Origin of the sequence: Thermodesulfobium narugense DSM 14796, from assembly GCF_000212395.1 — a bacterium.
Lineage (GTDB): Bacteria > Thermodesulfobiota > Thermodesulfobiia > Thermodesulfobiales > Thermodesulfobiaceae > Thermodesulfobium > Thermodesulfobium narugense.
This window is the reverse complement of the sequence record NC_015499.1, coordinates 199,837-222,868: the sequence shown is the minus strand read 5'-3', so window position 1 is coordinate 222,868 and position 23,032 is coordinate 199,837. Positions and strand designations below refer to the sequence as shown.

Annotated in this window: 20 protein-coding genes; 3 read left to right on the top strand and 17 right to left on the bottom strand. The window is 35.4% G+C overall.

What is annotated here, in order from left to right; translation table 11 throughout:
- Nucleotides 1-20: 20 nt before the first annotated feature.
- Nucleotides 21-293, top strand: a complete 273-nt coding sequence (locus THENA_RS01045) for a stage V sporulation protein S (RefSeq protein ID WP_013755587.1) — start codon at nucleotides 21-23, stop codon at nucleotides 291-293.
- Entirely contained in the window at nucleotides 268-1,611 is a 1,344-nt protein-coding gene (locus tag THENA_RS01040) for a MiaB/RimO family radical SAM methylthiotransferase (protein ID WP_041437882.1), read from the top strand. The genes THENA_RS01045 and THENA_RS01040 overlap by 26 nt, the downstream gene beginning before the upstream one ends.
- Here the strand turns inward: THENA_RS01040 and THENA_RS01035 are convergent, their stop codons facing one another.
- The 17 genes from THENA_RS01035 to THENA_RS00955 all read right to left on the bottom strand — a co-directional run bounded on the left by THENA_RS01035 (nucleotide 1,612) and on the right by THENA_RS00955 (nucleotide 21,835).
- Entirely contained in the window at nucleotides 1,612-2,859 is a 1,248-nt protein-coding gene (locus THENA_RS01035) for a M16 family metallopeptidase (RefSeq protein ID WP_013755585.1), read from the bottom strand. It lies immediately after the preceding gene.
- A 63-nt stretch (nucleotides 2,860-2,922) separates the two neighbouring features.
- Nucleotides 2,923-4,056, bottom strand: coding sequence for a murein hydrolase activator EnvC family protein (locus tag THENA_RS01030; protein ID WP_013755584.1), 1,134 nt, complete (start codon nucleotides 4,054-4,056; stop codon nucleotides 2,923-2,925).
- Nucleotides 4,057-4,349: 293 nt separating this feature from the next.
- On the bottom strand, nucleotides 4,350-5,993 hold the full coding sequence (gene uvrC, locus THENA_RS01025) for an excinuclease ABC subunit UvrC (protein ID WP_013755582.1): 1,644 nt from the start codon (nucleotides 5,991-5,993) through the stop codon (nucleotides 4,350-4,352).
- Nucleotides 5,993-8,332 carry a RelA/SpoT family protein gene (locus THENA_RS01020; protein WP_013755581.1) on the bottom strand — a complete coding sequence of 780 codons (2,340 nt, stop codon included), beginning with the start codon at nucleotides 8,330-8,332 and terminating at the stop codon, nucleotides 5,993-5,995. Before THENA_RS01020 ends, uvrC begins: the two co-directional genes overlap by 1 nt.
- A 29-nt stretch (nucleotides 8,333-8,361) precedes the next feature.
- Entirely contained in the window at nucleotides 8,362-10,041 is a 1,680-nt protein-coding gene (locus THENA_RS01015; RefSeq protein WP_013755580.1) for a DHH family phosphoesterase, read from the bottom strand.
- 63 nt (nucleotides 10,042-10,104) lie between these two features.
- Nucleotides 10,105-11,190, bottom strand: coding sequence for a DegT/DnrJ/EryC1/StrS family aminotransferase (locus tag THENA_RS01010; RefSeq protein WP_013755579.1), 1,086 nt, complete (start codon nucleotides 11,188-11,190; stop codon nucleotides 10,105-10,107).
- 22 nt (nucleotides 11,191-11,212) lie between these two features.
- Entirely contained in the window at nucleotides 11,213-11,398 is a 186-nt protein-coding gene (locus THENA_RS01005) for a DUF951 domain-containing protein (RefSeq protein ID WP_013755578.1), read from the bottom strand.
- 51 nt (nucleotides 11,399-11,449) lie between these two features.
- Complete coding sequence (locus tag THENA_RS01000; protein WP_013755577.1) at nucleotides 11,450-12,577, bottom strand: coproporphyrinogen-III oxidase family protein; 1,128 nt, start codon at nucleotides 12,575-12,577, stop codon at nucleotides 11,450-11,452.
- A complete protein-coding gene (lepA, locus tag THENA_RS00995) occupies nucleotides 12,561-14,369 on the bottom strand; it encodes a translation elongation factor 4 (RefSeq protein WP_041438160.1) in 1,809 nt (602 codons plus the stop codon). The genes THENA_RS01000 and lepA overlap by 17 nt, the downstream gene beginning before the upstream one ends.
- 82 nt (nucleotides 14,370-14,451) lie before the next feature.
- A complete protein-coding gene (locus THENA_RS00990; RefSeq protein WP_013755575.1) occupies nucleotides 14,452-14,934 on the bottom strand; it encodes an ImmA/IrrE family metallo-endopeptidase in 483 nt (160 codons plus the stop codon).
- Nucleotides 14,935-14,980: 46 nt separating this feature from the next.
- On the bottom strand, nucleotides 14,981-15,820 hold the full coding sequence (locus THENA_RS00985) for a fumarate hydratase (protein ID WP_013755574.1): 840 nt from the start codon (nucleotides 15,818-15,820) through the stop codon (nucleotides 14,981-14,983).
- 40 nt (nucleotides 15,821-15,860) lie between these two features.
- The gene (locus tag THENA_RS00980; RefSeq protein ID WP_013755573.1) at nucleotides 15,861-17,210 is read right to left on the bottom strand and encodes an FAD-dependent oxidoreductase; all 1,350 of its coding nucleotides are present in this window, start codon (nucleotides 17,208-17,210) and stop codon (nucleotides 15,861-15,863) included.
- A gap of 151 nt (nucleotides 17,211-17,361) precedes the next feature.
- On the bottom strand, nucleotides 17,362-18,072 hold the full coding sequence (locus THENA_RS00975; RefSeq protein ID WP_013755572.1) for a succinate dehydrogenase iron-sulfur subunit: 711 nt from the start codon (nucleotides 18,070-18,072) through the stop codon (nucleotides 17,362-17,364).
- A 9-nt stretch (nucleotides 18,073-18,081) separates the two neighbouring features.
- Entirely contained in the window at nucleotides 18,082-19,866 is a 1,785-nt protein-coding gene (gene sdhA / locus THENA_RS00970; RefSeq protein WP_013755571.1) for a succinate dehydrogenase flavoprotein subunit, read from the bottom strand.
- Between the two features lie 35 nt (nucleotides 19,867-19,901).
- On the bottom strand, nucleotides 19,902-20,201 hold the full coding sequence (locus THENA_RS00965; RefSeq protein WP_013755570.1) for a hypothetical protein: 300 nt from the start codon (nucleotides 20,199-20,201) through the stop codon (nucleotides 19,902-19,904).
- Nucleotides 20,202-20,210: 9 nt separating this feature from the next.
- The gene (locus tag THENA_RS00960) at nucleotides 20,211-20,597 is read right to left on the bottom strand and encodes a succinate dehydrogenase cytochrome subunit (protein ID WP_013755569.1); all 387 of its coding nucleotides are present in this window, start codon (nucleotides 20,595-20,597) and stop codon (nucleotides 20,211-20,213) included.
- A gap of 8 nt (nucleotides 20,598-20,605) precedes the next feature.
- Nucleotides 20,606-21,835 (bottom strand): NAD(P)-dependent malic enzyme, encoded by a 1,230-nt coding sequence (locus tag THENA_RS00955; protein WP_013755568.1) that lies wholly within the window; start codon nucleotides 21,833-21,835, stop codon nucleotides 20,606-20,608.
- A 337-nt stretch (nucleotides 21,836-22,172) separates the two neighbouring features.
- On the opposite strand from THENA_RS00955, the gene THENA_RS00950 reads away from it, so the two are divergent.
- Nucleotides 22,173-23,030 (top strand): MBL fold metallo-hydrolase, encoded by an 858-nt coding sequence (locus tag THENA_RS00950; RefSeq protein WP_013755567.1) that lies wholly within the window; start codon nucleotides 22,173-22,175, stop codon nucleotides 23,028-23,030.
- The last annotated feature ends 2 nt before the right edge of the window (nucleotides 23,031-23,032 follow it).

Genomic DNA, 23,032 nt, shown 5'->3' with positions numbered 1-23,032 from the left:
TTACAAAAGGAGGTCATAGCATGTCAGAACTAAAGGTCAGTGCTAAATCAAATCCAAATGCTGTAGCAGGTGCCCTTGCAAACACAATAAGAGAAAAAGGGCGAGCAGAACTACAAGCTATAGGTGCTGGAGCTGTGAACCAAGCAATAAAAGCAATAGCTATAGCTAGAGGTTACGTTGCACCCAGCGCAATAGATCTCATCTGCGTACCTGCTTTTGCTGATGTAGAAATTCAAGGTGAAGCCAAAACAGCTGTAAAACTAATTGTTGAACCACGAAGACCCCAATCTTAAGGTAAACGAATTGCCCAAAACCTTTTTTGTTGAGGTTTTGGGTTGTCAGATGAACAAATATGAGGGAGAGGTCTTTACCTCTCTCTTTTTAAAGCATGGTTTATTACCATCAAATCCAGAGGATGCTGAAGTAATAGTCTTATTGTCGTGCGCAGTAAGAGAAAATGCTGAAAACAAAGCTCTAGCAAGAATAGGAAAGTATTTGAAGTACAAAAAAGAAAGAAAATTAAAGTGCTTTGCACTTGGGGGTTGTCAGGCAAAAATATGGGGAGAAAAGATATTAGAAAGATTTCCAAAGATTGATGTTCTCTTTAGCCCTGCATCTCTTGAAGATGTTGAAACAATTGTAAAACATATAATAGAGAGATCGAATTACATCAACCTAAAAGAGTCTATAACAAATCCAGATTGCATTCCCGTTCCTGAGAACCAATACGATTTCCCCAGTGCATATCTTCCAATTTCATGCGGGTGCAATCAATTTTGTACTTATTGCGCTGTTCCATACGGAAGAGGTAGAGAAAAAAGTAGATCGCTTGAAAGCATATTAAACGAAGTTTCCCAAAGAAGTAAGCAAGGCTTTAAAGAAATAATATATCTTGGCCAGAACTGTGATTCTTATGGGAAGGATATTGGTTCCTCTCTCAAAGAACTCTTAGAACTCAGCGCAAAAAAATTTCCAAATTTATGGTTCAAATGCATAACAAGCTATCCTTCCATGATCACAAAAGAACTATTAGAAACTATAGCGTCATATGACAATTTATGTAATTATTTTAGCATTCCTATGCAATCAGGCTCTGATAGAATTTTAAAGCTGATGAACAGGAAATATAGTGTCGAACAATATAGAAATTCTATAAATATGATAAGAGAAATAATACCCGATGCAGTTATAACATCAGATTTTATTGTGGGATTTCCAGGAGAAACAGAAAAAGACTTCCAAGACACTATAAATGCAATAGAAGAATTTAAATACGATACCGTAAACATAGCAATATATTCAAAAAGACCCTTTACTCCCGCATCAAAATTTGAAGATAATATTTCATATCAGGAAAAGGCCCAGAGGGCAAATATCCTAATAAAAAAGGCTGAGGAAATCTCACTTAATTTTAGAAAACAGTATTTAAATGAAGTGTTAGACGTTCTCATAAGAGGAGAAGACAAGAAAAAGAAAGGCTTTATATCATCAAGAACAAAGGGACATCAAATAGTTATTTTTAAAAAAAGAAACAAACTCGATCAAGGATTAAAAACAAAAGTTTACATCACAAGCGTTCTCTCTCATTATATGATGGGAGAAGAAGTGTAGTTATTCTTTTTTTATTAGACATATAATTTCTCTATTGAAATCAAAAGACTCGTTAATAACTTCTAAAATTTCTTTAGGAGAAATTTTATCCAGTTTCTCAAGGTAAGACATAAGATAGTCTATTTCGTCAAACAATATATGTTTTCCTATCAAACTGGAAATCTTGAAATTCGTTTCAAAATCCAACAAATAGCGCCCTCTCAAAAGTCTCTTTAACCTTGAAAGCTCCTTTTCATCTATTCCATCTATCTTTAACTTTTCGATTTCTCTTCTAATAACTTCAATAGCTTCATCCAGATATTTTTGATTAAGTCCTGAAATTACACCAAACACAGATGCCTTTTTAAATACATAATTAAAAGTAGAAATATCATAAGCAAGACCTCTTTTTTCTCTTATTTCCTGAAATAACACAGAGCTTCCTCCAGAACCCAAATATGCATCAACTATATCAAAAATAATTCTTTCTTTTTCCTTGTAACCATTTGTTCTGAAACCATAAATCAAACTAGCCTGTTTTATATCCCTTCTTTTTTCCACAAAAAAGACCTTATCGGGAAATGCATCTACAGAATAATCAAAAACAATTTTTTCTTTATCAGGCAGGTCTCCAAAGTATTTCTCTGATAACTCAAGAACCTCTTTCTCATCAAATCTTCCAGAGACTACTAAAATTGAATTGCTAGGCACATAAAATTTTTTATAAAACTCTATAATCCTTTCGTATTCAATATTAGAAATTATCTCTTCTCTACCAATTATTGGAAAACCCAAAGTGCTATCAGGAAATGATTTTTTCAAAAAGTTATTAAAATTCCAGCTTGGTATCCTATCGTAGGATCTTTTCATCTCTTCTAATACTACAAGACGCTCCTTGTTTACTTCTTCTACAGGAAAAACAGGATGAAAAACAATATCTGAGATCATATCGAGAGACAACTCTAAAGAATCATATGGAAGATAAGTATAAAAAACTGTATATTCACTGGAAGTAGCAGCATTTATCTCGCCGCCGACGCTTTCAATATCACAAAATATTTCATATGCGCTTCTCTTTTTTGTTCCTTTAAATAATAAGTGTTCAAGAAAATGTGACAATCCATTAGTGTCGTTATCTTCTAGTGCACTTCCAACCTTTAGATACAAAGAAGTAACTATACTGTTAGACTCAAAAACTGGAATTAAAACAATTTTAAGAAAGTTCTTTAATTCAATAACCTTAAATTTAGGAAAATAAAACTCCTGCAAAATGCACCTCCAAAGGCTCCTAAAATACGATCTATCAGTTAGAAAAGCAAGATTAATTATATCTTATGGCAGGTATAACAGTGGGTTAACAGGTTTCCCATTAATTCTTATCTCAAAATGAAGGTGAGGACCAGTTGCATAGCCAGTATCCCCAACATATCCAATAACCTGCCCTTGTCTAACGTTTTCACCAACATACGCAACTAATCTGCTTGCGTGAGCATAAAGCGTAGACACTCCTCCTCCATGATCTATAATAATAGCCTTGCCATAACCGTCATACCACCCAGAGTAAACAACGCGCCCACCATCTGCAGCTACTATGGGAGAACCATATTCTGCCCCGATATCAATTCCTGTGTGAAAACTCTGAACATGTAGATATGGATCAAATCTTGGACCAAAAGGGGAGGTAATAGGACCTGATGCTGGCCATATAAATTTACCGCTTCCTACGCGTGGACTTGAACTCAAACTTCTCAAAAAAGCTTCTATCTCCTGAGATTTTGCCTGCAATTCAGCCTCAGCTGCTTCATAAGAAGCTCTATTACTCATTATATTCCTTAGTATGGCTTGTCTCTCATTTCTTTGGGCAACAATTTCTTGTTTCTTTTGTTCGAGATCGTTTTTGAGTTCTAGAGCTTTTGACTTCTCTTCTTCTTGAGTCTTCAAAAGTCTATTTAGGTTTTCCATTGCAATATTATACTGATTAAGGACTTCCTTATCTTGAGACGCAATCCTCTCAAAAATGAAAAAAGTTTCAAACCAATCATTAACGTTATTGTTCATTGAAAGAATAATGTCAAAAAAGGGGAGCTCTTGCATCATATAAATTGATCTCAATCTGTTTGCAACTTGAGTTTCTTTTTCTTGAGTAACTTTTCTTTGATAGTTAATTTGAAAGTTAGTATCTTGAATCTTTTGTTGTAAAAGATTCAACCTATAATTTACATCCTTTAACTCAGTTTCTTTAAGATCTAAATTCGCATCAATTAGATCTATTTGACCTATAATTGAGTTTTCTTGTTGTTTTAGTTGATTTAAGATTGCTCTTTTTTCTTCAATTTGAGACCTTATGTTTTCTAATTCACTCCTCTTTTGTTCAACAACACTATTAGATTGTCCGAGTGCATAGGGCAAAATAAATGTCAAAAGAAAAATAGAAAAGAAAAAAGAGAAAACAATATAGCGCTTCATCTCACCTTGGAATTACAGGTAAAAATAATATTACAGAGGTTAGAACAAAAACAGCTACCAATATAACAGTTACAAAAAAGATAAATTTACCAGACCTCATAAGTTTCAGCACGAATAACCTCCTGGATAAAATTTTAAAAAATATTAAGATAAATCTAAAAATCTCTAAACAATTTATTTTATCACAGCAGTTTTGAACTCATATTAAGACAAAATGCAAATCCTTTTTTCCTCTTTCAATTGAGACTGTACTTTTTAAAAATCTAAAGAGAAAGCGAAATATCTTTTCATACTTAAGTCTTAAAATTATTTAGTGGTTTCCTAGCTTTAGAAAAGACATGCTTTCTATATTCGTTGGCAAATCTGTGAGCTTCATCTCTTAGATACATCAAGGCCCTTAAGGCATAGTCATTCTTTGGAAGTCTTAGAATTCTTTTATCCGGCAAATAAATTATCTCTTCCTCCTTTGCCAATGATATTACAATAGAAGAAGAATCTTTCAAGCTTTTAAGCGCCGCATCTAATTGGCCTATTCCACCATCAATCAATAACAAATCTGATTCTATCTTGCTTTTAAACAAGATTTTTAAGGCTTGTATTATAGAGGCATAATCATCCATGCTGTTGTCTGTGAGTCTCACTCGTCTATAATATCTTTTCCTCAATCCTCTTTCATCAGCAGCAGATAAACCCGCCACAGTAGCTTCTCCTTGAAAATGTGCAATATCCAAAGCATAAGCTAATGAAATTTTTCTTTCGAATATCTCTGAAAGCCTCTCGAAACCTGCCCTAAAAACGTTTATCTTATCTTTTGCAAATAAATTCTCCTTTGCAATTTTCAAGATCTCTATATACTTAGCGCTCGCCTTAGATTTACCTTTTTCAGAAAGATCTGTGCCCTGAAGAAATTCTTCATCTATAACTTTTATTTTTCGTTTTTTTCCCCACCTTTCTTCCAAAAATCTTTCAATCAGATCAATTTCATCAAGAAAGACGTTTATAAAGACAATTTTCCCTGGCTCTATATTAGAATAAAAGTCGTAAAGAAAAAATAACATTGCATCATGTATATTTGCTGGCTCAACGTTAACCATTCTTTTTATTATATTAGCTGAAACAAGGCCGTGTCTTACTTGAACAAGGGATATATCTCCCAATTTATTGATATAAACTGCATCAGCATTCAGCTTCCCTTGAGGGTCTATAATTTTTATATCTGAGAATGACTCTATATAAGAAAGGCTATCTCTAAGCCGTGCCGCCTGTTCAAAATTTTCTTCACTAGAAAATCTTTCTATCTCCCTTACAAGATCTTTTTTAACTCTCTCTAGATCTCCTGAAAGCCAATCCTTTGCTATCATAAGCATCTTTTTATATTCTTCTTTATTGGCTAATCCAACACAAGGAGCCAAACATTGCTTCATCTGGTATCTTATACAAAAAGATTTTGCATTCTTAAAGGTACTTTTTGAGCATTTTCTCAAGGGAAGAACGTTATTAATGTATCTTAAAAGACTTCTCAAATTTGAACCATCAGGATATGGGCCTATATATAAGACGTTCTTTTCTCCCCTTGGTTTTCCCCTAAACAGTTCTAAAGCTGGAAAATCTTCGTTAAAATCTATTTTTATATAGGGATATGATTTGTTGTCTCTTAATTGAACGTTATACTTTGGAACTTTTTCTTTTATAAGGGTCATTTCAAGAATAAGGGCTTCATACTCATTCCTTACAATTATAAAATCCAAATAGCTTGCTTCGCTTAACATTAAGGCAGTTTTTTGATCATGTGATTTGCTCTTTAAATAATTTCTTAATCTGTTCAACAGATTTATCGCCTTGCCTACATACAAAGGTTTTTTTTCCTTTGAAAAAAACATATACACTCCAGGAAGTTCAGGAATATCTTCCAGGTTTAGTTCTTTAATTAAAAACACTAACTAATTTCTCCCCTTTGCCTTACATCTATTACATCCGGAACTTCTCTAAGCTCCTTTATCAATCTGTCTCTCTCAAGGTTATCCTTTAATTGAACTTCCAAGATCATGTAAACCTTTTTCTTTGCCTTATTAGTATTTACAGAAGCCTTCACCACATTTACATTTAGGCTGGCAACTCTGATAAGAACGTCTTTCATAAATCCCACTCTGTCTGTGCCTTCAACTATCATATAACTTTCGTAAGATTCTGCTTTTAGTTGGTTGTTCCAATTTAAGTCTACTATTCTATCATTACCTTCTCTGGCAATCTGCTTCAAAAGGTTTGGACAGTTTTCTCTATGAACTATTAAACCTCTTCCACGACTTACATAGCCCTTTATTTTATCACCCGGAACAGGGCCACAACACTTAGCAAAAGTAACTTCCAGCCCGCCAATATCTCCTATTTTTATCACATCATCCTTTTTCTTTGTTACTTCTTTCGCTTTAAAAGCAGGCAGGGTCTCCTCAGGTTTCACAATCATATCTTTAATCTTGTTTACAACGCTGTGCGCGGATATGTCTTCAAACCCAACTGCTGCCAAAAGATCATCAGTAGAAGTAAAGTTAAACTTTTTTGCAACCTCAAGAATTAGATTCTGTCTTTGATTTTCCTCTATGACTATATTTAGCCTGGACAATTCCTTTAATATTTTTTGTCTGCCCTCTAAAACTGCTTCGTTCTTGTGTTCCTTTTTAAAATAACTTTTGATCCTTTGCCTTGCCAAACTCGTTTTTACAAAGTTTAACCACGAAAGGTGTGGCTTTGCATTCTTTGAAGTTACAATCTCTACAACATCTCCTGTTTGAAGGGGGGTATTTAGTGCCACCATTTTAGAGTTGACCTTTGCACCAATACACTTATTACCAACTTCTGTATGAATTCTATAGGCAAAATCTATTGGAGTTGAATCAGCTTCAAGATCCAATATGTCTCCTTGCGGCGTAAAAACAAAGATCTCTTCTTCGTTGAAGCTCGATTCAACCATATCCATAAATTCTGCGCCCTTTATGTCACTTTGCCACTCAAGAAGTTGTCTGAGCCATATAAGTTTTAGCTCGTTTATATCTCTAATTGAACTAGTTTTCCTTTCCTTATAAAGCCAGTGTGCTGCCACACCAACTTCTGCAATCCTATCCATTCTGGCTGTTCGAATCTGGATCTCAACCCTAACTCCTCCAGGACCCAATACAGTAGTATGAAGCGATTGATAATTATTGGGTTTAGGTGCTGCAATAAAGTCTTTAAATCTACCCGGAATAGGAGGAAACAAAGAGTGAATAATCCCAAGAACGTGATAACAACTGCTGATATATGGATCTTCTCCCTCTACATCTTCTCCTATTATTATCCTTAAACCAAATATGTCATAAATATCATCAATATTTTTATTAGTTCTCTTAAGTTTCTGATAAACGCTATAAATGTGCTTTTTTCTTCTTTTTATTTTAAAATTACAGTTTAATTCCTTTTGAAAGCTCTCCTGTAATATGCCTTCTATTTTCGACAAAAAATTAACGTGATTGTTAATGTTTGCTTCCATATACATCAAAATATGGTTAAACATATCCCTATCAAGATAATATAAGGCAAGGTCTTCTAATTCGCTTTTGATAGCCCACATCCCCAGCCTGTGAGCTAAGGGTGCGAATATCTTAAGAGTCTCATTTGCTATATGTTCTTTTTTCTCGCTGGCAAGAATTTCAAGGGTTCTCATGTTGTGGAGTCTGTCGGCTAACTTTATTACAACAACCCTAATATCCTTTGCCATAGCCACAAACATCTTCCTAAAAGACTCAGCTTGTCTCTCTCTCGGAGATTTAAACCTTAGTTTTCCAAGTTTTGTTACCCCATCTACAAGAATTAAGATATCCTCACCAAAATTTGTTTTTATTTCTTCAGGTGTTGTCTGTGTATCCTCAAGGACGTCATGTAAAAGCGCAGCACCCAAACATCTATAGTCCATCCCAACGTCTTTAAGTATCAACGCAACGCTAAGAGGGTGATATATGTAAGGCTCGCCTGATAATCTCCTTTGGTCGCCGTGTCTGGCACAAGCAAAAGTAAAACACCTTAATAAAAATTCTCTCTCAGATTCATCAAAACCGTCTAACAGACCTTTTAGAGCAGGAAAATTAGAAAACAGACCTTCTAAACTGAGTCCGTTCTCTGATAAAATTTCAGTATCTGAACCACAGTTACCAACAGCTAAGTCACCACTCAGATTATTAAGAGATTCCTTTTCATCTGAGGGATTTTTTAAAGTATCTAATTTCTTTTCTTGATTTATTGACATAATAATAATCTTTTCCTCTCAAAGTCTAGCTAACAACATTCCAAAAAAACTACTTTTGCGTCCAAAAATTCAAAGTCAATTCCATCGTTCTTAACTTTTGCTTCCCAAACAACGTCAAATTTTGCGTTAAGCAAATCCTTTAAAATCTGTCTATTATTTTTTATTATCCACCTTATATTATTATAGTGTCTAAAAACTACAACTTCTGAATAATCTATGCTACTTTCGAGATTGTTAAATGCAATCCCTTTAGTACATACTAAAACCTTCTGGTTACCAAATCCAAAAGGGGTCATAGCCTTTAAGGCTCTAAAAAAGTTATCGTCAATTGAGAAACCATCAAAAATTATATCAATATTTAAAAATGGTATGCTTTCTCTTATTCTAAACCTTTCAAATCTTTTTTTTATCTCAGGAAAGGCATCTTTTTTTATTGTGAAACCAACAGCACCTTGATGACCGCCAAAATTTACAAAGTGTTCGTTTATAGCTGGATATTCTGACTTTATTTGATTGTATAATTCTATCAAATCTATATCATTTCCAGGACTTCTCCCTGATCCGTATAACAATTGTTCTCCAGAACAAAGAAAAAATGGCTTTTTATAAGAACACGCAAGTCTAGATGCAAGAGGACCGATTATCCCCTTAGGACAGTTGTCCAATCTCATAAAGTGCACATGTGGAGAGTATAAGCTTTCATTCAAAATACTCATGCAGATAGAGAAAAACTGACTCTGAATAGATTTTCTCTTTTGATTTAAAGATTCTAAAAGATTACATTTTTCAATTGATTTGTGAAAATTTTTTTCAAGCAAGAAACTCAAAGCCAGATCAGGTTTCCCAACTCTTCCAGCAGAATTTATCAGGGGGACCAGATAAAACATTAGATCCTCAATGGAAATATAAGGCATTTTGATATTAAAAAAATTTACTATTCCTGGAATTGTGCTGTTTTTTAATTGATTTAAGCCTAATTTTACAATAATTCTGCTGTCTCCAAGTAGTTCTATAGAATCTCCAACTGTTCCAATAGTAGCCAACTCTAACAAGGTAGGAAATATTTCACAACAGTTCTTGAAGATATCTAATAGCATCAGAAACCTGAATATCACACCCGCACTGCAAAGTAGATCTCCATTCCACAAATGAGGGTTTATAAGGTTTAGGTCCTTTTCTAGATCGCAAAGAATCTCATGGTGATCCAGATAAAGCAAGTTAAGGCCCATTTTTCTTGCAGTCTGCCATACTTCTCTTGAATTTGAGCCTGAATCTAAAACAACGATATTATTTATGCCCATATCTTTAAAAAATTCTAAAACTTCTACCCTAATACCATAGCCCTCATCTCTTGTCGGAAGTTTAAATATAAACTTTTTCCCCAGATAAGATAGAAAACTACAAAGGATTGCTACAGAAGTCACCCCATCAGCATCATAATCCCCAAAGATACCAATAGGTTCGTCAGCATTGATCATATTTTTAAAAATGTGTATGGCCCTCTCTACGCGATCGTTTTCAAACTTGGGATCAAAATTGTCAATAGAAATACTTAAAAATCTTTCAATGTGGCTTTCTGATAATTGTCTGTTTTCAAGAATATATCTTACATACCCATAAACACTTTTGTCTAAAATATTTTCAAATAAGGGCTTTCTCCATCTGTATCTAGGCAGATCACAGGACATTTTCGTTTCGCTTTTCGGCAAACACAAAAAGACGGTTCCTTTTCAAAACCAAGCATTTTATATGTTTACCTTCAAATTCAATTTTTATCTGTTTTTTATAACCTGACAAACTCTATATATTTCCTCCTCGCTTAATGTGTGAAAGATAGGAAGGGAAAGAACTTCTTTTGATACCCTTTCTGCCACTGGGAAAGAACCTTCTTTGTAACCAAGATAATTGAAAGCCTTTTGAAGATGAAGGGGCAATGGATAGTGAACAGCTGATTGTATATTGTTCGAGGATAAATCTAAAGAAAGCTCATCTCTATTCTTCACTCTGATGGTAAATTGATGGTAGGTGTGATAACAATTTTCTTTTTCTACAGGAAGTTTGACTACTCCCTTAAGTTCTTCAAGATAGATACTAGCTAATTTCCTCTTTTTTTCTATAAAATCCTCAAAATACTTTAACTTTACGTTCAAAATTGCAGCCTGAATGGTATCTAGTCTTGAGTTATATCCTATAATTTCATGTAAATATTTCTTTTTACTCCCATGAGATCTAAGCATATCAATTTTTTCACAAATTTCTTCGTCCTTTGCAAATACCGCGCCGCCATCCCCATAAGCGCCCAAATTTTTTGTGGGAAAAAATGAAAGTGCACTAATATCTCCTATTGATCCAGTCTTTTTACCCTTGTAAAATGAACCAAATGCCTGGGCATTATCTTCTATTACTAATAAATTATACTTTTTTGCAATTCTCAATATCTCGTCCATATCAGCGCTGTGTCCAAAAAGATGCACTGGTAAAATAGCTTTCGTCTTCTGTGTAATCTTCTCTTCAATTAATTTAGGGTTTATGTTAAAGGTCTCTTCGTCAATATCGACAAAAACTGGTTTAGCTCCAACAAAAGTTATAGTGCTTGCAGTAGCGACAAAAGTAAATGGGGTGGTTATAACTTCATCTCCATGCCCAATAGAAGCAGCTCTAAGTGCAATTAAAAGTGCATCTGTTCCGGAAGCAACTGTATAAGCTTTCATACCAAGATAATTGGAAAGTTTAGCTTCTAGTTCTCTTACATCCTTTCCCATTATATATGATCCGCTATCTAATACTTTCAATACTTCCCTATCTATCTCATCCTTTAGTTCATTGTATTCTTTGTTAAAATCTGCTAATTTAACCATTCTTTTCCTCCAAATACTTTTACTATATCTTTCTAAATTTTCTAAACAACTTTTTTCTTGGAACCATTACCACAGTTGAACAATTATTGCATCTGAGAACTATATCAGATCCAAGATAAATAATGGTCCACAAATTTGAACCACAAACATGAGGTACTCTCGATTTTAAAATCATTCCCTCTGAAAGACCATCTTTATCACTTAACAATATAACACCTCATGCAAGATCTTAGAAATTTTTTAAATTCAAAAAAACTATTTAATCAGGCATTAATTCTACCAGAAAGTTGTTCATAAAAATAATACCTTTCCTTGTAAGAAAAACTCTATCCTTTTCTATTTTAACAAGTTCATCAAACTTTTTTATTTTTATTAAAAAATCTTCTACAAGCCTCTCGTCAAATTTATTCTTTAATTCTGAAACTTTGATTCCTTCCATCAATCTGAATCCCATCATTATTTTCTCAAAAAACAGATCCTTTTCTGAAAGTTCTATATCCTCCTCTAAAGAAAATTTTTTATCCAAATAGTCATCTAAGTTTGAAGACCTTTTAAACCTACGTTTTCCAATTTTTGATGAAGACGAAGGCCCAAATGACAAAAAGTTCATATACTTCCAATACTTCAAATTGTGTCTGCAAAAGAAGTCAGACTTTGCCCAGTTAGCAATTTCATATCTTAAATATCCCATTTTATCCAAGTACTCTTCAGAATAACTCATAAGCTCAAGTACTATTTCGTCAGGCTCAACAAAGTCAGCTTCAAGAGGATAGATGGATATGCCTTTTACGTTATCAAATTGACAAACGATGTTTAATGACTTCTTAAATGAAATCAAATTTTGACCAGGTATTCCTATCAATAGGTCGACGTTAACGTTTTCAATACCAAGCTCTTTTGCTAATATCAGTGCTGAATAACCAAAATTTTCTCTACTAAGACTTAAGAGCTCTTTTTCTTCAAAGGAAACTACCCCAAGACTCAACCTGTTAAAAAACAAATCATTTTTATCTCTATAATTCTCTACAAAGGATTTTGGATGAGCTTCAAGAGTAATTTCTGGGTTCTTTAAATTAAATTTAGAGTCAAGTATCTTAATTAAGCTTTTTAATAATTCGGGCTTTACTATAGAAGGCGTTCCACCACCAAAATATATGCTGTCAACAAATGTTCTCTCAAATAGATTTCTGTCGATTTTTTCATAGTATTCTATTTCAAAAAGTAGCGCCTCGAAGAACTTTTCAATTTGATTTGGCTTTAAAGCTCTTGAAAAAAAGTGACAATAATTACACCTTTTTTCACAAAAAGGGACGTGTATGTATATACCTAGACTGTTATCATCATTTAGCTCAAAATCATCTAAAAAATAGCTAATTTTTTTGTTCACTAGAGTTCTTCAAGATCTCAAAAAACACTTCTTGTGGGATTTGAACGTCTCCTAACATCTTCATCTTCTTTTTCCCTTCCTTTTGCTTTTCCAGGAGCTTTCTCTTACGGGTTATATCCCCCCCATAGCATTTTTGTAAGACATTTTTCTTCATTGCTGCAATGTTTTCTCTGGCAAGAATTTTTGAACCTACTGCAGCCTGAATAGGTATCTCAAACATATGTCTGGGAATTAATCTTTTTAAAGAAGAGACAATTTTTGATCCGATTTCTTGTGCCTTGCTTCTATGAACTATCGAGGAGAGCGCATCCACTTTTTCTCTATTAACCAATATATCCAACCTAACAAGATCCGATTCTCTATAACCAATAAATTCATAGTCAAGAGATGCATAGCCTCTCGTTTTAGTTTTTAATAAAGGGAAAAAGTCTAAAATTATCTCTGATAAAGGCATCTCAAATCTCATGATTACCCTTTTTACATCCAGATATTCCATGTCTATATAGTTTCCTCTTTTATTGGAACAAAGCTCCATAATAGCACCTATATATTCTGCAGGAGAGAAAATAGATACCTTTACATACGGCTCTCTTAAAGAGACAATTGTGCCAGGATCTGGCATCTTCAAGGGATTATGAATCTTTACTATTTCATTATTTTGTTTTACAGCTTCAAAAACAACTGAAGGAGGAGTAATTATAAGATCGATATCAAATTCTCTTTTTATTCTCTCAATAGTAACTTCCATATGAAGCATTCCAAGAAAACCACATCTAAAACCAAATCCTAAAGCTGCAGAGGTTTCTGGTTCAAAGACAAGTGAGGCATCGTTTAACTTTAGCTTCATAATTGCATCTTTCAAGAGATTGTATTCATCTGTATTTATAGGATAAAGCCCACAAAAAACCATTGATAGCGGTGGTTTAAAGCCCTTTAAAATCCTCTTTGTGGGCCTTTTATCTTCCTCAATGGTATCTCCTACCCGTGCATCTTCTATATTTTTTATATTCGCAGCTACATATCCAACTTCTCCTGCTCTTAAAGTATCAGTTTTCTCGGGCTCTATTCTAAAATACCCAATTTCTTGTACTTCAAATATCTTCCCCGTTGAGTGAAGCTTTATATTTATCCCCTTTTTTATTTCACCCTCAAACACTCTTACATATGCAACAACGCCTCTATAAGAGTCGTAATGTGAGTCAAAGATCAAGGCAGATAAAGGTTCTTCTGCGTTTCCCTTTGGAGCAGGAATTCTTTCAATAACTGCAGAAATTATTTCATCTATCCCCTTACCCTCTTTTGCACTGGCTAATATTATTTCTTCTTCGCTAAAGCCAAAGACATCTATTATTTCTTTCTTTGTCCCGCCAACGTCAGCAGTAGGCAAATCTACTTTGTTTATTACAGGTATCAAAACAAGATCTTGCTCTATAGCAAGAAGACCATGCGCCAAAGTCTGAGCTTCTATCCCCTGAGTAGCATCAACCAACAAAATTGCCCCTTCACATGCAGCGAGAGACCTAGATACTTCGTAAGAAAAATCTACGTGACCGGGTGTGTCTATAAGATTTAAGATATAATCCTTCCCGTTCCAATTAATATCAAGCCTTACCGTTCTTGCCTTAATTGTTATACCTCTTTCTCGCTCAATATCCATGTTATCGAGCATCTGGGGAACGAGCTTTCTTTCGTTTACTATCTTTGACTTAACCAATATCCTATCAGCAAGGGTCGATTTGCCGTGATCTACGTGAGCTATTATCGAAAAATTTCTTATATTGTCCAAATTTATACTCCTTTTATGTATCAAGCTATTATTAGTTGGAAGTAAACTTAATTATACAAAAAGAGTGAAAAAATTATTATTTATTACTTTACAATCTCATAGAATTTCTTAAATTTATAAGCATCGGAGATCTAATTAGTCCATCTTCAGAAGTCAGATAGTTTTCTATGTAAAAATCTTCATCTTTAGTACTCTCAAATTTAAATTTTTTTGGTATTAGTATTACAGCAGTAACCTTCCATGCTTCAACTTCAAGCTTACTTACCATATCTCCTACGAGACAAAGGGTATTTTCGTTGTGTAAAACTAAATGAGTCAATTCGTGCAACAATATCTCTTCTTTAATATAATTTGCTACACCCTCTTTATACCCAATAAATGACCTTGAACCCTTTTTGACACATAACCCCATAATAGATGGAAAATCTATAGGCGATACCTCAATTCCGTTTTCCTCAAGGATTGTCTCAACAGGCTTAACCAAATTAATCAAATCTGGAAATCTCTCTAGCAGTGGTAAAACAGGAGGATATATGTTATAGTAATCCTCTTTATTCATAAATTTATTCATAAAACGTTCAATATTAACATAAAAAATAGATTAAATAAAGCTATTGTTATAATTCTATGCTTTTGTGCCTGTGAGCGTTACACTCTATATTTACTGCTACAGGTAAAGATGCTATGTGACAAGGTTCAAGCTCCAAATGAACAGCGAGAGACGTTATTCTGCCTCCAAGTCCCATAGGACCAATCCCAAGCTTATTTATCCTTTCAAGCAATTCCTCTTCTATACGCCTTAGCCTTTCATCTGGATTTTTTGAACCTATAGGCCTAAGAAGAGCTCTTTTTGCAAGGAAAGCTACGCGCTCAAAGTTGCCGCCTACTCCAACTCCTACAATAGTTGGCGGACAAGGATTTGGCCCAGCTTTTCTAACGGTCTCAACTACAAAGTCCATAACCCCTTCAAGGCCAGCCGACGGTGCAAACATTTTGAGAGCACTCATGTTCTCTGCCCCACCGCCCTTTGGCATAACTATAATTTTTACTTTATCTCCTGGAATAAATTTCACGTGAACTATTGCCGGAGTATTGGTACCCAAATTCTTTCTAGTAAAAGGGTCGCAAGTTGATTTTCTTAAATAACCTTCAGTGTATCCTCTCTCTACACCCCTATTAATAGCATCATATATATCTTCGCCAACAAGGTGAACGTCTTGCCCGATAAATAAAAATATCACAGCAAGGCCTGTATCCTGACAAATGCCAAGTTTCTCTTGAGAAGCTAGTTTATGATTCTCCTTAAATTCAAGAAAAATCCTTTTTGCCACCTCAGATTCTTCTCTCTCAAGAGCAATATCAAAAGCCTTTTTAACGTCTTCGGGAGCGTTATAGTTAGCATCCATAACCAACTCTTTTACGGCATCCTCAATTACGTCAACAGACAAATCTCTCATATAAGCCTCCTAAAATTATTCTAAAGAATTCAAAATCAAATTAAAGTGCATTCTCTTTAAGCTTACCTATAACCTTTCTTGCAACTTCAAGTCCACTTCTCATAGCTTTTACAACTACCGACGGGCCACTAACAGCATCGCCACAAGAAAAGACCTTATCCTTGTATTCTCCTCCAAAGTCATGTGGCAATAAACCTCTTTCAAGATGAATGTCACAACCCGTTAAAACTTCAGAGTCAACTTCCTGGCCTATAGCAGAAACCAGGACATCTCCCTCTATGAAGTGTTCGCTGCCTTCAATAACTTCAAAACTAGGCCTACCACTCTCGTCTGGTGCTCCTAATTTTGCCTTTAGCGCTTCTATTCCCTTGAACCTGTTATTTTCAATTATAGCCCTCTTTGGAACTTCAAAAAATTTAAAGTCTACGCCTTCTTCTTCTGCTTCCTGTATTTCTTTTGGAAGAGCAGGCATTTGCTCTTTTCCTCTCCTATAGACAATTAAAGGATGAAGTCCCTCTCTTATTGATATCCTACCCACATCTATTGCAGTGTTGCCGCCACCTATAATAAGGATTTTCAGCCCTCTGTCAAAAATCTTTTTTCTAAACATATAGTTTTCAATAAATTCTATTGCTGAATAAGCGAAAAAGTCTTCTCCCTCATTTGACGGAAGCCTCAAAGACCAACACTTGCTTGCTCCAACTGCAAGAATAACATAATCGTACATATCCAAAAAGTCTTTAAGAGGAATATCTTTACCAACAGTTATGTTGTTTTTTATCTTAGCCCCATGAGAGAGTATATATACTATTTCTCTATCCAGAACCTCCCTTGCAAGCCTGTAGGGAGGGATACATGCGCGCGCAAGACCTCCTATTACTGGCCTGGATTCATATATGTCAACATCAACTCCATGCCTTGAAAGTTCAAAAGCAGCGCTTAAGCCTGCAGTACCACCTCCAATTATTGCTACTTTGCCCATTACCCTTTCACTTTCATTAACCATCTTCATTTTATATTCGCCATAATCAGATATAAATCTGTGAATAGCCCCTATCGCTATAGGTCTCCCCGTCTTATTTAAAACACAACTGCCCTCACATTGAAAACCATAAGGACAAACTCTTGCACAAGTCGCACTAAACGGATTGATCTCAAGAATTTCAGAAAGCGCTTCGTTAAATCTCTTCTCTTTAGCAAGCTTTATGAATCTAGGAATATTAAGCCCTGCAGGACAACCTTTTACACAACTTGGTTTCTTGCACTGAAGACATCTATTGGCCTCATATTCCAATTCCCTTTCATTTAGCCCTAAAGCTATTTCGTTGTAGTTACATATCCTATCTTCTGGTAAAAGTTCTCTTAGTTTCACTCTTTCTTGAATAGGCATAATTCCTCCAAAGAATATGAAATTTAATATAGATTATTATAAATATAATTTTGAATATTTTATATCTTACATAGAATAAAAAGATGAGGATGAAGGCCTCTTCATCCTCAATAACAACAAAAAATAAGACAACACATCTTTTAATTTAATCTTAAAATTCTTCGTTCATAAACATCTTCCTTAACTCAAGTATAGCTTTTCCTGGATTGAGTTCTTTAGGGCAGACCTCCATACAGTTAAATATAGTATGACATCCGTATATTCCGTCCTTATCAGCAAGGATTTCAAATCTCTCATTCTTACCCTCGTCCCTGGAATCCAACATAAATCTACATGCGTATAAAAGGGCTTGTGGTCCTAAAAACGTTTTATTTTTCCAAAATGTAGGACAGGCTGCGACGCATGAACCACAAATTATACATTCATAAAGTCCATCAAGTTTTGCTCTATCCTCAACAGATTGAAACCTTTCTTTGTCGGATTCTGAATCTTTCTTACAAACCAACCAGGGCATTACCTTCCTAACCTTATCGTCGAGAACGCTATGATCTACAACCAGATCCCTTATCACAGGAAATCCCCTCAGAGGTTCAACCACAAGATCAAAGCTGTCTAAAAATTTCATTTGAGTTTCACAGGCTAGAACACTTTTCCCGTTCACAGTCACTGCACATGAGCCACAGATACCCTGACCGCAAGAATACCTAAAGGTAAGAGTATCATCAACGTTATTTTTTATGTATCTGAAAACGTCAAGCAATGTCCAGTGGCTCTCAGTAACCTCAACTTCGTACTTGCTAGTAGATGTTTTGTTTGATTCCGGATCATATCTGAAAATTGTAAGCTTATATAGATTTCCCACGACTACCTCCTAATACTTTCTTTCTTCAGGGAAAAATCTAGTAATTTTGACTTCCTTGTAATCAAATCTAAAGCCAGATTCATCTCTAAAATACAAAGTATGTTTAAGCCAGTTTTCATCATCTCTTTTTGGATAATCTCGCCTTGCGTGAGCACCTCTTGATTCTGTTCTGTTTAAGGCTCCATATGTTACAGCTTCAGCCGCAGCTATCAAGTGTCTTAATTCCATTGCCTCCATCAGAGTAGTGTTGTATGTTAGAGACTTATCGCTGACAAACATATCTTTCATCTTTTTGTGCATGTCTTCAATAATAGACACCATCTTTAAAAGTCCCTTTTCATCTCTAAACACTGCAACATAATTTTGCATGCCTGTTTGAAGTTCATTCCTTATTTCTTCAGGCCTTATTGATCCCTTTTGATTCAATATAAACTCTATTTCTTCCTTTGCCATTTTAGCGCTGTCTTCTTCTAAGGGTAAGTGCTCAAGATTTGCAAAATCTTTAACAATGGCTATGCCACAACGTCTGCCAAATACAGATGCGTCAAGCGTAGAATTACAACCAAGTCTATTTGCACCGTGAACGCTTACACATGCGCACTCCCCTGCAGCGTATAGACCTGAAAAAATTTGGGATTTGCCATCATACCAGACTCTTCCATCAATATCAGTAGGTATTCCTCCCATAGAATAATGTGCAGTAGGCACTATTGGTATAGGTTCGTGTATGGGGTCAACTCCAGCAAACTTTATTGATATCTCCCTTATTTGTGGAAGCCGAGTGTTTATTATTTCAGCGCCCAAATGTCTAATATCAAGATATATGTATGGACCCCCATTTATGCCTCTTCCAGCCTCTATTTCACTTGTTATAGCCCTACTTACTATATCTCTTGGCGCTAACTCCATCTTTTCTGGTGCATAATTTTTCATAAACCTCTCGCCCAGATCGTTTATTAGATATCCCCCTTCTCCTCTACAGCCTTCTGTCATAAGAATGCCCCTATCAAACAAGCCCGTAGGGTGAAATTGGAAAAATTCCATATCCTCAAGTGGAATACCCGCTCTCAGAGCCATATATTGACCATCAGCAGTGTATGAGTAAGCTGTTGCAGTAATCTTCCAGGCTCTACCATATCCTCCAGTAGCAATAAGAGTAGCTTTTGCCTTAAAAGCGTGAAGCCCCCCACTCTTTATATCCCAGGTAACTACTCCTGCACACTTTGGTCCGTCAGTTATAAGGCTTATTGCAAACATCTCAGTATAAAACCTTACCCCTAACTCCAGCGCCTTCTGCCAAAGAGTATGAAGAAGCACATGGCCTGTTCTATCAGCAGCATAACATGCCCTTAAAACAGGCCCTCCTCTCCCAAAGTCCTTTACATGACCGCCAAATTTCCTCTGAGCAATAAGTCCATCAGGCGTTCTTGAAAATGGAGCACCCATATGTTCGTATTCTCTAACAATAGTAATAGCATCCTTTGCTAATATCTCAGCAGCATCCTGATCTGCCAAGAAGTCAGATCCTTTCACTGTATCAAACATATGCCATTCCCAATAATCTTCTTCCAAGTTTCCCAAGCTTGCAGCAGTACCACCTTGAGCAGCAATTGAATGGGATCTTTGAGGCATAGAAAGCTTTGTCATGCATGCGGTGTCAAGTCCTGCCTTCTTACACTCTATGGCAGCCCAAAGACCTGCAAGACCTGTCCCAACAATAACAACATCGTGTTTGTGAATATTTCTTAATGGAACATCCACTACCTTTTCGTTTAAAACTTTTGGATCCTTCACCTCTGACTCCTTTCAACTATTAAAATTAATAATTATTAAAAAGTAACCTCTGCAATTCTAAAGGCTGCAAAAAATATGACCACGAAAAGAACTAAATAAAACATATTTAAGAACGTGTTAAGAGTTGGCTTTTTTATATATTCTCTGGTAATAGTAACCATGCCAATATACAAATGCAAACAAATAAAAGCTGCAAAAGCTACGTGCACGGGGAAAAAGAGTGCAAATTTAAAAACGTGCAGAACAAGCAAAATTATAAGTGCGATAGCGCTAACGCGCTGCCAAAACCACATATCTTTCGCATTAGCGCGCATAAGAGAGCGACTATATCTCACATTAACCTCCTAACCAAAAATTATCGATTGGGCAATTTTTACCATAAATGCAATAATAGTAATTCCTACTACCCAATAAAACCATCCAACCTGCCTTTCTTTTATGGCAAGACTAGGTTCAAATTCAAAAGCAATAATCCTTAAACCGTTCATTACATGAAAAACCGCAATAAAGGCAACGCCAGGATTGATTATGATCTTAAAGCTTTCGTGAAAGGCATGCATTGATTCAAAAAATGGTATAAGGGATGGTTCAGCAAATCTTATCCCATATAGATAAAATATGTGAAACAAAAGGTATAAACCAAGCAATAAACCTGTAATTCTGTGCAAGTAAAACAAAAAACTTCCCGGAAAAATTTTATAAGATTTTAATTCTGGAACATCTCTTAACATAAGTCCTCCTAACCAAGTCCTAATAACTTGCGCGCATTAAGCTCGACATCAATTGGCAAAACCGCAAATCTAGCTACTCCCGATTTCATTGCAGCTCTTGCAACTGCTGCTGCCACACGAGGATATATTTCAAGATCCAATGGAGACGGAACTATGTGTTCTGGTGTAAGATTATTTTCTTCTACAGAATCAGCAATTGCAACTGCTGCTGCCACGTTCATATCGTCGTTTATTACTCTTGCTCTAACATCAAGAACCCCCCTAAACAGCCCAGGAAATCCCAAAACATTGTTTATTTGATTAGGAAAGTCTGATCTTCCAGTAGCAACCACTGCTGCTCCAGCTTCTTTAGCAGCATTTGGATGTATTTCTGGGTCTGGGTTTGCACACGCAAAGACGATAGGATCTTTCGCCATAGACTTAACCATCTTTTGGTTGACTACGTCTCTAACTGAAACGCCTATAAATACATCTGCCCCCTTCATAGCGTCTGCAAGAGTTCCCTTTATCATTTCAGGATTCGTAAATTGTGCAATCTCTTCCTTATAAGGGTTCATTCCCTGCCCTCTATCCCGATATATTGTGCCCTTTGTATCACAAAGTATTACATTTTTAGCATTCATGTGAACCAGAAGCTTTGCTATAGATATACCTGCCGCACCTGCCCCGTTTATTACTATTTTTACATCTTCTAACTTCTTGCCCACAATCTTCAAAGCATTGTGTAAACCTGCCAGCGTAACTACAGCTGTACCGTGCTGATCATCATGAAAGACTGGAATAGAAAGCTCATCTCTAAGTGCTCTTTCAATCTCAAAACACCTTGGAGCACCAATGTCTTCTAAATTTACTCCCCCGAATACCGGCTCTATAAGCTTTACTGTTTCAATTATTTTCTCACTATCTTTTGTATTCAAACAAATAGGAAAGGCATCAACGCCTCCAAATTTTTTAAATAATACTGCTTTACCTTCCATTACAGGCAAAGATGCTAAGGCCCCCAGATTTCCAAGACCCAAAATAGCGCTTCCATCGGTAACCACAGCCACCATGTTCCATTTTGAGGTATAATAATATGCCATTTCTGGATCGAAAGCTATTTCTTTAACTGGTTCGGCTACGCCCGGGCTATAGGCCAAAGAAAGATCGTGAACGTTCTCAATGACCGATTTGCTCTCAACGCTTATTTTTCCTTTAGTTTTTCTGTGAAAAATTAGTGCTTCCTCTTTCAAAGACAATTTAATTCCTCCTTAAAATTAATCCAAACTGGGTTAGAAAGAGCTCTTTTTTGTTAGGAATATAAAGGTATATAGGCCACCACCCTCCTTCTCAAAAGATCTATTCACATCATTTATAATATTTTAAACATTCTACAGCTTTCATTAAACCACGTACATCAATAAGAGTTTACAAATTAAAATTTTATAATAATAAATTTTTGAAGTAAAATAAACGTTACTTATTTTTTGTACTAATTTAAATAAAGATCTTATATACTAAATATAACAGTCTTTTTGAAAGCATTTGTTTTTAAGATTCTCAGCTTCTAATCTAAAACCAATAAGGAGGCAGGTTATGCAAAAAAAAGCATCTACAAGAATAACAATTCTCGTAGACAATATAGTTCTTTCTTCCAGTCCAGCCAATCTTCTTGCAGAACATGGATTTAGCGCTTTAATTGAGACTGAAAGGCAAACTTTTCTTTACGATACTGGCTCAAGCGGTATAGTTCTACTAAACAACGCGCACAGACTTAAAAAGGACTTGAAAAATATTGATGCAATTATTCTTTCACACAATCACAGCGATCATACAGGTGGACTTTTTGCCTTGCTTGACTATCTTAGAAAGGACATAAGGGTCTATGCGCACCATAACATTTTTAAAAAAACTTTTTCCAAAAAAACAAAAAAGATAACCTTTATAGGAATACCGTTTGCTAAAGAAATGCTTGAATCTCTGGGAGCAAATTTTATATTTTTAGACTCCCCAATCAAAATTAATGAAAACATATTCCTATCTTACCAGATAGAGTCATCAAATAGCTTTGAAATAACAGATCAAAATCTTTTAAAGCTCGATGAAAATGGACAACTTGTGCCAGATACATTTGAAGAAGACTTGAGCATATACTTCAAAAACAGCGATAGACTTTCTGTACTAACAGGTTGTGCCCACATGGGAGTAATAAATATTGTTGAACAGGGTAAGAAGGTTACAGGTTGCAAGAAATTGGGAGCTATCATTGGAGGCTCTCACCTTGGACCAGCATCTAAAGAGCAACAAGATAAAACAATAGAGGCTCTTAAAGAGCTTACCCCAGAAAGGATAGCTTTTGTTCACTGCACAGGACTTGAGATGATTTCAAGGTGCGCAAATGAGTTAAAGGATAAATTTATTTTTTCTGGCGTTGGCTCAACTTTTGAGGTGTAGCA

What these genes read in the sequence shown, in the direction of transcription:
- THENA_RS00960 (WP_013755569.1), bottom strand. Translation starts at nt 20,597, where the DNA reads ATGTTAAGAGATGTTCCAGAATTAAAATCTTATAAAATTTTTCCGGGA.
- THENA_RS01030 (WP_013755584.1), bottom strand. Translation starts at nt 4,056, where the DNA reads ATGAAGCGCTATATTGTTTTCTCTTTTTTCTTTTCTATTTTTCTTTTG.
- THENA_RS00990 (WP_013755575.1), bottom strand. Translation starts at nt 14,934, where the DNA reads ATGAATAAATTTATGAATAAAGAGGATTACTATAACATATATCCTCCT.
- THENA_RS01010 (WP_013755579.1), bottom strand. Translation starts at nt 11,190, where the DNA reads ATGGTTAAATTAGCAGATTTTAACAAAGAATACAATGAACTAAAGGAT.
- THENA_RS00980 (WP_013755573.1), bottom strand. Translation starts at nt 17,210, where the DNA reads ATGCCTATTCAAGAAAGAGTGAAACTAAGAGAACTTTTACCAGAAGAT.
- THENA_RS01045 (WP_013755587.1), top strand. Translation starts at nt 21, where the DNA reads ATGTCAGAACTAAAGGTCAGTGCTAAATCAAATCCAAATGCTGTAGCA.
- THENA_RS00950 (WP_013755567.1), top strand. Translation starts at nt 22,173, where the DNA reads ATGCAAAAAAAAGCATCTACAAGAATAACAATTCTCGTAGACAATATA.
- THENA_RS01020 (WP_013755581.1), bottom strand. Translation starts at nt 8,332, where the DNA reads ATGTCAATAAATCAAGAAAAGAAATTAGATACTTTAAAAAATCCCTCA.
- THENA_RS00985 (WP_013755574.1), bottom strand. Translation starts at nt 15,820, where the DNA reads ATGAGAGATTTGTCTGTTGACGTAATTGAGGATGCCGTAAAAGAGTTG.